11 protein-coding genes are annotated in these 13,455 nt (G+C 67.8%); 9 read left to right on the top strand and 2 right to left on the bottom strand.

Annotated elements, in window-relative coordinates; all coding sequences use genetic code 11:
* The first annotated feature begins 327 nt into the window (after positions 1 to 327).
* The 7 genes from QNN99_RS04225 (at position 328) to QNN99_RS04195 (ending at position 6,881) form a co-directional block, all read left to right on the top strand.
* Entirely contained in the window at positions 328 to 927 is a 600-nt protein-coding gene (locus QNN99_RS04225) for a TetR/AcrR family transcriptional regulator (protein WP_229965188.1), read from the top strand.
* On the top strand, positions 924 to 1,898 hold the full coding sequence (locus QNN99_RS04220; RefSeq protein WP_229965187.1) for an NADPH:quinone oxidoreductase family protein: 975 nt from the start codon (positions 924 to 926) through the stop codon (positions 1,896 to 1,898). Before QNN99_RS04225 ends, QNN99_RS04220 begins: the two co-directional genes overlap by 4 nt.
* Positions 1,899 to 2,022: 124 nt before the next feature.
* Positions 2,023 to 2,817 (top strand): ABC transporter ATP-binding protein, encoded by a 795-nt coding sequence (locus QNN99_RS04215; protein WP_229965186.1) that lies wholly within the window; start codon positions 2,023 to 2,025, stop codon positions 2,815 to 2,817.
* Positions 2,814 to 3,530 (top strand): ABC transporter ATP-binding protein, encoded by a 717-nt coding sequence (locus QNN99_RS04210; RefSeq protein WP_229965185.1) that lies wholly within the window; start codon positions 2,814 to 2,816, stop codon positions 3,528 to 3,530. Before QNN99_RS04215 ends, QNN99_RS04210 begins: the two co-directional genes overlap by 4 nt.
* Positions 3,530 to 4,408, top strand: a complete 879-nt coding sequence (locus tag QNN99_RS04205; protein WP_229965184.1) for a branched-chain amino acid ABC transporter permease — start codon at positions 3,530 to 3,532, stop codon at positions 4,406 to 4,408. The genes QNN99_RS04210 and QNN99_RS04205 overlap by 1 nt, the downstream gene beginning before the upstream one ends.
* Positions 4,405 to 5,610 carry a branched-chain amino acid ABC transporter permease gene (locus QNN99_RS04200; protein ID WP_229965183.1) on the top strand — a complete coding sequence of 402 codons (1,206 nt, stop codon included), beginning with the start codon at positions 4,405 to 4,407 and terminating at the stop codon, positions 5,608 to 5,610. Before QNN99_RS04205 ends, QNN99_RS04200 begins: the two co-directional genes overlap by 4 nt.
* Positions 5,607 to 6,881, top strand: coding sequence for an ABC transporter substrate-binding protein (locus tag QNN99_RS04195; protein ID WP_229965182.1), 1,275 nt, complete (start codon positions 5,607 to 5,609; stop codon positions 6,879 to 6,881). Before QNN99_RS04200 ends, QNN99_RS04195 begins: the two co-directional genes overlap by 4 nt.
* Before the next feature lie 130 nt (positions 6,882 to 7,011).
* On the opposite strand, the gene QNN99_RS04190 is transcribed toward QNN99_RS04195, so the two are convergent.
* Entirely contained in the window at positions 7,012 to 7,464 is a 453-nt protein-coding gene (locus tag QNN99_RS04190; RefSeq protein WP_229965181.1) for a MaoC family dehydratase, read from the bottom strand.
* 2 nt (positions 7,465 to 7,466) lie between these two features.
* Positions 7,467 to 8,240: a 3-oxoacyl-ACP reductase FabG gene (fabG, locus tag QNN99_RS04185; RefSeq protein ID WP_229965180.1), complete on the bottom strand. Its 774-nt coding sequence runs from the start codon at positions 8,238 to 8,240 to the stop codon at positions 7,467 to 7,469.
* A 275-nt stretch (positions 8,241 to 8,515) separates the two neighbouring features.
* Here fabG and QNN99_RS04180 point away from each other — a divergent pair, with 275 nt between their 5' ends.
* Entirely contained in the window at positions 8,516 to 9,514 is a 999-nt protein-coding gene (locus QNN99_RS04180) for a helix-turn-helix transcriptional regulator (RefSeq protein WP_229965179.1), read from the top strand.
* Between the two features lie 13 nt (positions 9,515 to 9,527).
* Entirely contained in the window at positions 9,528 to 13,451 is a 3,924-nt protein-coding gene (gene hrpA, locus QNN99_RS04175; RefSeq protein WP_229965178.1) for an ATP-dependent RNA helicase HrpA, read from the top strand.
* The last annotated feature ends 4 nt before the right edge of the window (positions 13,452 to 13,455 follow it).

Genomic DNA, 13,455 nt, shown 5'->3' with positions numbered 1-13,455 from the left:
TAAGCAGCACCGATTGCAACGGGACGCTACCAGCCCGCTTCCCCGCGGCGGTTACATGACACGGCAGCGCGGCGACAGGACACGGCAGCGGACCCGCCGGCGGAAAAGCGCAGAAGATTCCGATGGTCGAAGGCGGCTCTTTCTTCGGAGCTCTCCTCACTTCTGCGGGGATCTCCTCGGAAGCCCGGGAATTCTTTCGGCAAAACCCTTGCGGACAACGGGTGCGCTGACGGTATGATCCCACATACCAACCGGTCGGTTCCCGCCGTCGTCCCAGGCGGCGCACCGCCCGGTACGAGACTCCACGAGAAACACGGAACACCGCGCATGAAGACCATGAACATCAAGGAAGAACTGGCCCGCGTCTCCGTCGAGCTCTTTTCCAGCCAAGGCTACGCCAAGACCAGCGTGCAGCAGATCGTCGACGCCGCCGGCGTCACCAAGGGCGCGCTCTACCACTACTTCAATTCCAAAGACGACCTGCTGTTCGACATTTACGACCGGATCCTTACCCTGCAGCACCGCAACCTCGACGAGATTATCGCCCGTGGCCTTCCGGTGGAGCAGACGGTCCGCCTGGTCTGCGAAGACGTCATCGTCACCTCGATTGAATGGATCCGCGAGGGGTCCGTCTTCTTCCGCTCCCAGCACATGCTCAGCCCCGACCGGATGGAGGCGGTGAAAATCCGACGGCGCCAGTACGGCGAGGTTTTCGGTTCACTGATCACCCGCGGCCGGGAGGAGGGCACCTTCCGGAACGACATTCCCACCGCAGTCCTCGTTGCCAACTTCTTCGCCAACCCGCACTACCTCTCGTTCTGGTACCAGCCCTCCGGGGCGCTGTCCAAACACCAGGTCGCAAAACAGCTGACCGACCTGTACCTCGCCGGGCTGCGGCCTGCCCCACCGGAAGGATCCGTCGAATGAAGGCCTGGAACGTAGTTACCAATGCCGAGCCGCGCGAGGCCCTGCGCCTGACCGAACAGCCCTCGCCGGTCGCGGCACCGGGCTGCCTGGTGCTGTCCACCCTGGCAGTGGCACTGAATTTTCCCGACGTGCTGCTGTGCCGCGGGGAATACCAGGAAAAGCCGCCGCTGCCTTTCGTTCCGGGCATTGAGCTGTGCGGCACCGTCACGGGGATCGGCGACGGCGTCACGGGCTTCCATCTGGGCGACCGCGTCATTGCCTCGCATCTGGGCGTCATGGCCGAGGAGGTGCAGGTCCCGGCAGCCTCGGCGTTTCCCGCACCGGCCTCCCTCTCCGACGCCGAGGCCGCAGCCCTGTGCATTGGTTATCAAACCGGATACTTCGGCCTCCACCGCCGGGCACGGATCGCTCCCGGCGAGACCCTGCTGGTGCATGCTGCAGCAGGCGGAGTCGGCACGGCAGCGGTCCAGCTCGGCAAGGCGGCGGGAGCCACCGTGATCGGCGTCGTCGGCAACGAGGCCAAGCGCCTGGTGGCACAAGAAGCCGGAGCGGATCTGGTGGTCAACCGCACCACCGAAGATTTCGTGGAGGTGGTCAAGAGCGCCACCGGCGGGCGGGGCGCTGACGTAATCTACGACCCCGTGGGCGGCGAGACCTTCGAGCGGTCCACCCGCTGCATCGCCTTTGAAGGCCGGATTGTCGTGGTTGGTTTTGCCGGAGGCACCCTGCAGTCGGCCCGCATGAACCACGCCCTGGTCAAAAACTACTCCCTGCTGGGCCTGCACTGGGCGCTCTATGCGAAGAATGCGCCGCAGCTGGTCGCCGAAGCGCATGAGCAGCTCACGCTGCTGGCGGACAAGGGCCTGATCCGTCCGCTGGTCACCGAAATTGTTCCGTTCGAGTCAGCGCCCGACGCCGTGCAGCGCCTCGGCGACGGCCTCACCGCCGGGCGGGTGGTGCTGACCCGGTAGCCGCTCCGTCCACCGTCCCCTGCCGTCCCCTGTCCGCCGACCACCGTATACCGACCCCGGGTCCTGCCCCACACGCCAAGCGTCGCCGAGTACCGCACCTCTTCACCGAGACAATGGAGTCCGCATGAACGAGCTACATACCGACCAGTCGGTTTTACCGCCCCGCCTGCGCTTCAACGAGGTCAGCGTGCGCTTCGGCGGCCTCACGGCGCTGGACGCGGTGTCCCTCGAGGTTCCGGCCGGCACCGTGGTCGGCATCATCGGCCCCAACGGAGCCGGGAAAACAACGCTGTTCAATGTGGTCTGCGGTTTCAACACGCCCGCTGCAGGTTCCCTGGAGCTCGACGGCGAGGCCTTCCGCCCCAAGCACCACCGTCTTGTCCACCACGGGGTCTCCCGAACCCTGCAGGGGCTGGGGCTGTTTCCCGGCCTCACCGTGCTGGAGAACGTGATGCTCGGCCTGGAAGTCACCGCGCGGCACAACGCCCTGCAGGATGCCCTGCTCCTGCCGCGGTCCCGGCACGGCGAGGCGCAGCTGCGGGACCGCGGACTCCGGGCGCTGGATGACCTGGGCATCGTAAACCGGGCGACCGCCCTCCCGGACACGCTGCCGTACGGAATCCGCAAGAAGGTGGCGCTGGCACGGGCGCTGGCGGGCGCGCCCCGGCTCCTGCTCCTGGACGAACCCGCCGGCGGGCTCGCCCACGAGGACATCGAGGAGCTGGCGGAGATCATCCGCAGGATTCCGCAGACCGGCTGCTCAGTGGTGCTTGTGGAACACCATGTGGACCTGGTGATGAGTGTCTGCGAGCGCATTGCGGTCCTGGATTTCGGCAAGCTGATCGCCGAGGGAACACCGGCGGAGATCGGCGCCAATCCGGCGGTCACCGACGCTTATCTGGGGGTGGATCCGGCATGAGCGATTTGCTGGTCCTGGACTCGGTGAGCGCCGGCTACGGCCCCATTCCCGTGCTGCACGGCGTCAGCCTCACGGTGGCGGCGGGAAGCATCACCGCCGTCGTCGGCGCCAACGGCGCGGGCAAGACCACCCTGCTGCGCACCGTTGTCGGCCAGCTGCGGCCCACGGGCGGCAGCATTCACTTCGACGGCGCGGATCTCGCCGCCGTCAAAGTGGAGGACATGGTTCGGCGCGGCATCGCGCTGGTGCCGGAGGGACGCGGAGTCATTACCGAGCTCAGCGTGGACGAGAACCTGCGCCTGGGCGGGCTGTGGCGCCGCGACCGGGCCGCCGCCTCCGCCCTGCGTGCCCGGATGTATGAACTCTTCGAGCCGCTGGACCGCCGCCGCAAGGCTGCCGGGCACCAGCTGTCCGGCGGCGAACGCCAGATGCTCGCCCTCGGCCGGGCACTCATGGCCGGACCCCGCCTGCTGCTGCTCGATGAACCGTCCCTTGGCCTGGCGCCGCGGATCACGGCCCAGATCCTGGGCCTGCTGCGCAGCTTGCGCGAGGACACCGGCCTGACCGTCCTCCTGATCGAGCAGAACGTCCGCAGCGCGCTCGCTGTGGCCGACGACGGCGTCGTCCTCAACCTGGGCAGTGTTGTCGCCTCCCGCCCCGCTGCCGACCTGGCCGCGGATACCGACCTTCGCCACACCTATCTGGGGTTCTGATGGACAGATTTCTCTTCCTCACCGTCGACGGCCTGGCGCGCGGCGCCGTGCTGGCTGCCTTCGCGCTCTCCCTCGTCATCATCTGGCGCGCCGCCCGCATCGTGAACTTCGCGCAGGGTGCCATGGCGGTGGCCACCACCTACGTCGCCTTCACCGTCACCAGCGCCACCGGCAGCTATTGGCTGGGTCTGGCATCCGCCGTCGTGGCGGGACTGGTCCTGGGCGCCCTGGTCGAGCGGACCGTTATGCGCTTCGTGGGGAACACCTCCCCGTTGAACTCGGTGATCGCCGGACTGGGGCTGCTGCTGGTGATCCAGGCCGTCCTGGGCATGATCTTCGGAAACGGCTACAAATCGATGGCCACGCCGTTCAGCACCTCACCGATCTCCCTGGGCGGCGTCAGCGCCGTCTCCCCCTACGATCTGTTCATCTTCGCCTGCATAGCGGCGATCATGGCGGGCCTGGCCCTGCTCTTCACGAGGACTTCCCTGGGGCTGCGGCTGCGCGCGGCCGCCTTCGCCCCGGAACTGGCCCGGCTGCTCGGGGTGCGGTCCTCCCGCATGCTGACCCTGGGCTGGGCGTTGTCCTCCGCGGTCGGAGCACTGGCGGCCCTGCTGATCATCCCCACCGAACTGGGGCTGAACCCGCACGCGGTCGACACCGTCTTTGTCTATGCCTTCACCGTCGCCGTGGTGGGCGGGCTGGATTCCGCCGGAGGTGCTGTCGCCGGAGGCCTCGCCGTCGGCGTGGTGCTCAGCTGGGTCAGCGGCTATCTCGGCGCCACCCTGGCCCCGATCGCCGTGCTGGTGCTTCTTCTGGCCGTGCTGCTCCTGCGCCCTGCCGGACTGTTCTCGATGACTAAGGAGCGCACGGTATGAACCCTTTCCGCACCCTGCTGATTGCCGCGGCAGCCGCCGGCCTGCTGATTGGGCTGACCTTTGTGGTGGAACCGTACACGTCCTACCAGCTGGCCACGGTGTGCGCCTATCTGTGCGCGGTGGCCGGCCTGACCGTACTTACCGGCACCGGCGGCCAGCTCTCCCTGGGGCAGGCGGCGCTGATGGCCGCCGGCGCGTACGCCTATGCCCTCTCCGCCAACGCCCTGGCCGAGGCCGGGATCGAAGGCCCGCTCCTGCTGCTGGCCCCGCTCGTTGCCGCCGTGCTGGGCGCCGCGGTGCTGGGCCTGATCATCGGCTGCGCCGCCGGGCGGCTGCACGGTCCCTATCTGGCCGGCTTCACCATGGCGCTGGTCGTGGCCATTCCGGCGGTCACCAGCACCTTTTCCGGCGTGCTCGGCGGAGATCAGGGACTGTGGATCACGGTGGAAAAGCGCCCGGCTTCGCTGCGCGGCATCGTCAGCAACGAGCAGTGGCAGTCCTGGCTGGCGATTATCTGCGCCGTCGCCGTCATGGTTGTCCTGAACAACCTGCTGCGCGGACGCTTCGGGCGCCAGCTGCGGGCGGTGCGCGACAACGACGCAGCCGCTTCCCTCTCCGGCGTCAACGTTGCCCGAACCAAGATCGCGTCCTTCACCGTCAGCGCCGCCGCCGCCGGACTGGGCGGCGGCCTGCTCGCCTACATCACGCAAAGTGCCAGCCCGGGAGCGTATTCGCTGGTCCTGTCCCTGTACCTGCTGATGGCGGCTGTCATCGGCGGGATCGGCTCGCTCACCGGCGCCGTCTGGGGCGCCCTGATCCTGGTGTTCCTGCCCTACTCCATCAATTCCCTCACCGCAGACCTTCCGGTCTCCGCCGACGTCGCCCAGCGGCTGGACGGAAACCTGGCCATCGCGGTGTTCGGGACTGTCCTGGTGCTGGTGATCCTGCTCGCCCCGCGCGGCCTTCAGGGGCTGCTCTCCGCAGCCGCCCGCAGGATTCGCGGCCGGCGCTCCCCCGCCGCCGGGCGGCCGTCGTCGTCATCCGCGGCGTCGGCGTCGGCGGGCTTCCCGCACCCCGCCGACGGCGAAGCTGCTCCCGAAACTTCCGGTGAAGCCTCTTCCGATGTCTCCGGCGCTGCCGGTTCGGCATCGGGTTCCCCTCCCCTGCCAGTGAATCTATCCACCACGAAAGGCCAGCAATGACCAGAACCAAGTACACAGTCCTTGCCGCCGCCGTCACGGCGGCCCTCGCCCTGGGCTCCTGCGGGTCCTCAGGGGGCGGTGAATCCGCCGAGGCCGAAGACGTGCCCGGCATCACCGACACCACCGTCAAGGTGGGAACCCACCAGCCCCTCACCGGCCCCGCCGCCGCCGGCTATGCCTCCATCTCGCCGGCAACGAAGGCCTACTTCGACTACGTCAACGCCAACGGCGGCGTGCACGGCCGCACCATCGAATACAGCGTCAAGGACGACGGCTACAACCCCGCGAACACGCAGAGCGTGGTGCGGGAGCTGGTGCTCCAGGACGAAGTGTTCGCCCTGGTCGGCGGCCTGGGCACACCGCCGCACAGCTCCGTGCTGGATTTCCTGAACGACAACGAGGTTCCGGACCTCTTTGTCGCCTCGGGCAGCCCGACGTGGAACCAGCCCGAGGAATATCCGTACACCTACGGCTTCATGCAGGACTACGACACCGAAGCCAAAGTCCTGGCCACCTACGTGCAGGAGGAGTTTCCGGACGGCACGTACTGCCTCTTCGGGCAGGACGACGATTTCGGCGCCGATTTCAAGACCGGGCTCGAGTCGGCGCTGGGCAGTGACGGGCTGGCCAGCTCGCAGGTCTACTCCACGGCAAACACCGACGTCGCCGCGCAGATCAGCGCCCTGCAGGCGGCCGGCTGCGACGTGAACTTCCTGGCCTCGATCAACGGATTCAGCGCCCAGGCCATCGGGACCGCCGCCAAGCTGGGCTACTTTCCGAAGTGGGCAGCGTCTTCCGCCGGCGGCGACTACAACACCCTGGCCAGCTACCTCGGAGAAAACACCGACAAGCTCCTGGAGGGCTTCATCAGCGCCAACTATCTTCCGGCCTACTCCGACGAGACGGACGAGTGGACGGCGAAGTTCTCCGAAATCAACGAGGAATACAACCCCGGGGCGGAGTTCGACGGCAACACCATCTTCGGCATGTCAGTGGGCTACCTCTTTGTTGAGGCCTTGAAGGAAGCCGGTGAGAACCCCACCCGGGAGTCGCTGCTGGAGGCGCTCGAATCCGGCAACGTCAAGGGCAACGGGCACGTGCCGCTGGGCTTCAGCGCGGACAGCCACGCCGGCTACACCGGCGGAATGATCACGCTCGTCTCCGGCGGCGTGCAGTCCTACACCGGCACCCCGTACGCGGTTGACGGCGATTCGGTCAGCCCCTACACCGAGGAGCGCCCCGCCATGCCGGCGAACGGCATCCCGCAGTGACCGGATCCCTCAGTAACCGAATCCCGAAGTAGTTAGACCCCGACGCAAGGCTCGGCAACCGCCAAGGGCCCTGCACATCAACTGATGTGCAGGGCCCTTTCGGGCTGATCGAACCCCTTCGCCGGCGGCGTCAGGCCATGACGTACAGGGAAATGGACTCGGCAACCGCTGCCGGCTTGTCCGCCCCCTCCAGCTCCACGGTGACGTTGGAGATGACTCGGACACCCGCAGGGGTGATGTCCACCTTGGCCAGCTCGGACACCGTCCGCACCCGGCTGTTCACGCGCACCGGATGGGGAAAGCGCACGCGGTCCAGCCCGTAGTTGATGCCCATGACCGTCCCGTCCACGCTCATCCGGCCGGAGGCGAGCGCCGGCAGCAGCGAGAGGATCAGGAAGCCGTGCGCGATGGTGGCCCCGAAGGGCCCCGCCGCGGCGCGCTCGGGATCGGTGTGGATCCACTGATGGTCATCGGTTGCGTCGGCGAACCGGTCGATGCGGTCCTGGTCGATGGTGATCCAGTCGCTGGTCTCCCGCGATCCAACCGCGGCTTCCAGCTCATCCACAGAAGCAAAGTGTGCCATGGTCAGCCCCTCGGTCCGCCGGCGACGTACAACACCTGTCCGGAGACAAAGGATGCTTCCTCCCGGATGAAGAACGACGCCGCCGCGGCGATGTCGGCGGGCCGGCCCGCCCGCCCCACGGGAATGTCGGCGGCTGCCTGCCGGATGAACTCCTCATAGGGAACACCGACGCGGTCCGCCGTAGCCCGGGTCATGGCGGTTTCGATCAGCCCGGGGGCGATGGCGTTGACCGTCACGTTGTAGCGGCCCAGTTCGACGGCGAGGGTCTTGGTGAACCCCTGCAGCCCCGCCTTGGCGGCGGCGTAGTTGGCCTGGCCGCGGTTGCCCAGCGCCGAGGTGCTGGACAGGTTGACGATGCGGCCCCATTTTTCCCGCACCTGGTGGACCTGCACCGCACGGCTCATCAGGAATGCCCCGCGCAGGTGCACGCTCATGACCGCATCCCAGTCCGTGTCGGTCATTTTGAACAGCAGGTTGTCCCGCAGGATCCCCGCGTTGTTGACCAGGATGGTGGGTGCGCCCAGCTCCTCGGCGATGCGCGCCACCGCGGAGTCCACGGCGGCGGCATCGGAAACGTCGGCTCCCACCCCCACCGCCTTGCCGCCGGAGTTGTTAATGGCCTCAACCGTGCCCGCGGTGTCCTCTTCGCGGAGGTCAAGGACGGCAACGCGGTGGCCGTCGGCGGCGAGCCGGGACGCGATGGCGGCGCCGATGCCGCGGCCCGCTCCCGTGACGACGGCGGTGCGCTGTTCAGGTGGTGCCGGAAACTCGGTCATGGCTCTCCTTCGAGCTGAAGCTGGATTCTGTCGTCCGCCGAGCGTACCGACCGGGCGGTACGGGCGCAATGAAATCCGCAACCGGACCGGCTAGCCTGCGGCCGCGGAACCCCGGAAGGCCCGGCGGTACGCAGCGGGGCTGGCGCCGACGTCGCGGTGGAAATTCGTACCTTCCGCCGATCCGCCGAACGGCGCTGCAGGCATATGGCCGCCGAGCCCCGAACAATTGCAGATCAGGACAGCTTCTGTCCTCGGGCGGGAGTAACTTGGTGACCATGTTGGAAACCTCAGCACGCCTGCTGCACCTGCTGTCGCTGCTGCAAATGAGGCGGGAGTGGACCGGCGCCGCGCTGGCGGAACGGATGACGGTCACCGAACGGACGGTCCGCCGCGACATCAGCAAGCTGCGCAGCCTGGGCTATCCGATCTCGGCGTCCCCGGGCATTGCCGGCGGCTATCAGCTCGGGTCCGGAGCCCAGCTGCCGCCGCTGCTGCTCGACGACGACGAAGCGCTCGCCGTCGCCCTCGGACTGGCCGCCGTCGCCACCGGCCCGGTCGCCGGCATCGGCGAAGCTTCGGTCCGTGCCCTGGCCAAGCTGGAACAGGTGCTGCCGGGCCGCCTGCGGCCCAAGTTTTCCGCGCTCCGCCAGTCAGTCAGCGTCCTCGCCGGGAACGCCGCGAGTGTTGATCCGCAAACCCTCACGGCCCTCTCCGGAGCCATCGCCGAACAGCGGGTGGTCGCCTTCCGCTACACCGCCGTCGGCGCCGCCCCGGGACGGCGCCTGGTGGAACCGTACAAGCTGGTCAGCACCGGCCGGCGGTGGTACCTGGCCGCCTGGGACCTGGAACGGCAGGACTGGCGGACCTTCCGCATGGACCGCTGCCAGAGCATCCCGGCCGTCCGCGAGCGCTTCTTCCCCCGGCCCCTGCCGGCTAGGGACATGGCCGCCTACGTGCAGGATTCGATTACCCGCTTTCCGTCCCGGTACGACGTCGTCCTGCGGTTGGCGGCGCCGCTCGCCGATCTGCGGGACCGGATCCCGCCCGAAGCCGCCACGCTGGAAGCCGACGGTCCGGAATCGACGATCCTGCGGGGCGGCTGGGACTCGCTGGACCTGCCCCTGATGTATCTGGCCGGATTGGGCGTCGACTTCGAGATCCTGGCGCCTGCCGAAATGCGGGAACAGGCCAGTGCCGCCGCTTCCCTGCTCCTCCGGGCCGCCGCCGTCCAGCCGTCGGCGGAATCCGGGAAAGCTGCCGGTTCCAGCCACTAGACTGGGATCAATCATGGCACTGACTATTTCCTATCCCGCCCAGCTGCCCGTTTCGGAGCGCCGCGAAGACATCATGGCTGCGATCGCCGCCAACCAGGTGACGATCATCGCGGGCGAAACCGGTTCCGGCAAGACCACGCAGATCCCCAAAATGTGCCTGGAACTCGGGCTGGCAGAGACGGGTCTCATCGGACACACCCAGCCGCGCCGGCTCGCTGCCCGGACGGTGGCCGAGCGCATCGCCGAGGAGCTCGACGTCGAGCTCGGCGCCGAGGTGGGCTACCAGGTGCGGTTCACCGGCGAAACCAGCCGGCAGACCAAGGTCAAGCTGATGACCGACGGCATCCTGCTGGCCGAGATCCAGCACGACCGCAAGCTGAAGAAGTACAGCACCATCATCATTGATGAGGCCCACGAGCGCAGCCTGAACATCGACTTCATCCTGGGCTACCTGCGCCGGCTGCTGCCGGAACGCCCGGACCTGAAGGTCATCATCACCTCGGCCACTATCGATCCCGGGCGCTTCGCCGAGCACTTCGCCGCTGACGGCAAGCCCGCGCCCATCATCGAGGTGTCCGGCCGGACCTTTCCCGTGGAGATCCGGTACCGGCCGCTGAACCAGCCCGCGGACGGCGGCTCCGACGACGAGGACTCCGACGACGAGCTCGAGGAAGACCGCGACCCGGTGGACGCCGTGTGCGACGCCGTCGAGGAACTCTCCCGCGAGGCTCCGGGCGACATCCTGATCTTCTTCTCCGGCGAACGCGAGATCCGCGACGCCGCCGACGCGCTGCGCTCCTCGGTGCAGCGGGTTCCCCGGCTGCAGGGCACCGAAATCCTGCCCCTGTTCGCCCGGCTGTCGATGGCTGACCAGCACAAGGTCTTCCACCCCGGCAAGCACCGGCGCATCATCCTGGCCACCAACGTCGCCGAGACGTCGCTGACCGTGCCCGGGATCAAGTACGTCATCGACACCGGCACGGCCCGCATCTCCCGCTACTCGCACCGCACCAAGGTGCAGCGGCTGCCGATCGAGCGCATTTCCCAGGCCTCGGCCAACCAGCGCTCGGGACGCTGCGGGCGCGTCTCCGACGGCATCGCCATCCGGCTGTACTCGCAGGAGGACTTCGAGGCCCGGCCGGAATTCACCGATCCGGAAATCCTGCGCACCAACCTGGCGGCCGTCATCCTGCAGATGTCAGCCATGGGCGTTGCCAAGGGCCCCAAGGACGTCGCTGATTTTCCGTTTGTGCAGCCGCCGGATTCCAAGGCCATCAACGACGGCGCCACCCTGCTCAAAGAGCTCGGCGCACTCGAAGCCTCCGGCGCCATCACTCCGGTGGGCCGCAAGCTCTCGCAGCTGCCGGTGGACCCCCGGATGGGCCGGATGATCGTGGAGGCCGGCGCCCGCGGCTGCGCCAAGGAAGTCATGGTGCTCACCGCCGCCCTGACCATCCAGGATCCGCGCGAACGGCCGAACAAGGACGACGCCGCCCGGGCCCAGAAGGCCGCCGAACTGCACAAGCGGTTCGTGGATGAGAACTCCGACTTCACCGGCTACCTGAACCTCTGGCGCTACCTGCAGGACAAGCAGAAGGAACTCTCCTCCTCCGCGTTCCGGCGGATGTGCAAAAACGAGTTCCTGAACTACGTCCGCATCCGGGAATGGCAGGACCTGTTTGCGCAGCTGCGCCAGATCGCCAAGCCGCTGGGCATCACGCTCAGCCCGGATCCGGTGGACCCGGTGGCGCACGACAAGGAGATCCACATGAGCCTGCTCGCCGGCCTGCTCAGCCATATCGGCCTGTACGACCAGCGCAAGCGGGAGTACGCCGGCGCCCGCGGCACCCGGTTCGCCGTCTTCCCCGGCTCCGCCCTGTTCAAGAAGACCCCGGACTGGGTGATGGCCGCCGAGCTGGTGGAGACCTCCCGGCTCTGGGCCCGCGTCGCGGCGAAGTTCGATCCGCTCTGGGTCGAGGAGGTGGCCCCGCACCTGATCAAGCGCAGCTACAGCGAACCGCACTGGTCCAAGAGCCGCGGTTCGGTGATGGCCTACGAGAAGGTCACGCTCTACGGCGTGCCGGTCATTCCGCAGCGCAGCATCAACTACGGCCGGGTCGATCCGGAGCTGTCCCGCGAGATGTTCATCCGCCATGCCCTGGTGGAGGGCGACTGGCGCACGCACCACAAGTTCTTCCACCGCAACCAGGCGCTGCTGGCCGAGGTGGAGGAACTGGAGAACCGGGTCCGCCGCCGCGGCCTGCGGGTGGACGATGAGACCCTGTTCGAGTTCTACGACGAGCGCGTCGGCAAGGAAGTGGTCTCCGAACGGCACTTCGACAAGTGGTGGAAGGGCGCGCGGCACGAGAACCCGGCGCTGCTGGACTTCGATCCCGAGGCGCTGCGCACCGACGACGCCGCCGGCCTGGATGAGAACGACTTCCCGAAGATCTTCACCTACGGCGATTTCCAGCTGCCGATGACCTACGAGTTCTCCCCGGGCGTCGCGGGAGCCGGCGACGGCGTGAGCGTCGAGGTGCCCGTGCTGTTCCTGAACCAGCTGGATCCCGAGCCGTTCAAGTGGCAGATTCCCGGTCTGCGCGCCGAACTGATCACCGCGCTGATCAAGTCCCTGCCCAAGGCTGTCCGCAAGAACTTCATCCCGGCGCCGGACGTGGCCCGGGCAGCCGCCGCGGCGCTGGCCGAGAACTTCGACCCCGCCTCCGACGCCCTGGAACCGTCCCTGGAACTGGCCCTGCGCCGGCTCAAGGGGCACATCATTCCGCCCGGTTCCTGGAACTGGGAAGCCGTCCCCGAACACCTGCGGATGAGCTTCTCGGTGGTGGACGGTTCCGGAAAGGTCCTCGACGAAGGCAAGGACCTCGCTGCCCTGCAGGAATCCCTGGCCCCTGCCACCCGCCGTGCCATTGCCGAGTCGCTGGGCGCCACCCCGAAAACGGTGACGTCCAAGGGACCCGGCCAGCGGGCCGGAAAGGGCAAGGGGGCCGGAGCCGCCGGCAGCGCCGGGCAGCGGCAGCCGGAAACCGCCGGAGCCGGGCCGTCGCTGGCCGAGAAATCGGGGCTGACCGAGTGGAGCGTCGGCACCGTGGACAGGCAGGTGCAGCGCCTCGTGGCGGGGCACATGGTCACCGGCTATCCGGCACTGGTCGATGAGGGGAAAACCGTCGGCCTGCGGATGTTCCAAAATGCCGGGGAACAGGCAGTCGCCATGCGCGGCGGCGTCATCCGGCTGCTGGTGCTGCGCGTTCCCAGCCCGGCCAAATACGTGCTGGAGCACCTGAGCAACACCGAGAAGCTGACTTTCAGCCAGAATCCGCACGGTTCAGTGGCGGCCCTGATTGAGGACTGCACGCTGGCGGCGGTGGACAAGCTCACTCCCGAGGCGCTCCCCTGGACCCGCACCGAATTCGATGAACTGTATGAGAAGGTCCGTGCCGAGCTGATCGACACGGTCTTCACGGTAACCGCCACGGTGGAGAAGATTCTCTCCAGCACCCGCCGGATCACCAAGGCGCTGAAGGGCACGCAGTCCCTGGCCCTGATCAGCGCCCTCAATGACATCCGCGCCCAGCTGGATTCACTGGTCTACCCCGGGTTTGTCGCCCGCACCGGGTACGCCCAGCTGACGCACCTGCCGCGGTATCTGGCCGGCATCGAGCGCCGTCTGGAGAAGCTGCCCACCAATGTCCAGCGCGACGCGCAGCAGATGGCGGTGGTGCAGGCACTGGAAGACGACTACGACGACGCCGTGGCGGCGCTGCTGCCCGGAGCCGGCACCCCGCCCGCGCTCACCGAGGTCCGCTGGATGATCGAGGAGCTGCGGATCAGTTTCTTTGCGCAGGAGCTGGGCACGGTGCGGTCCGTGTCGGAAAAGCGCATCCGGACCGCGCTGAACGCTGCACTCGCCCCGGCCTAGTCCG

It is taken from the genome of Arthrobacter sp. zg.Y820, assembly GCF_030125555.1.
In the GTDB taxonomy this organism is placed as follows: domain Bacteria; phylum Actinomycetota; class Actinomycetes; order Actinomycetales; family Micrococcaceae; genus Arthrobacter_B.
This window is presented reverse-complemented; position numbering and strand designations above follow the sequence as displayed.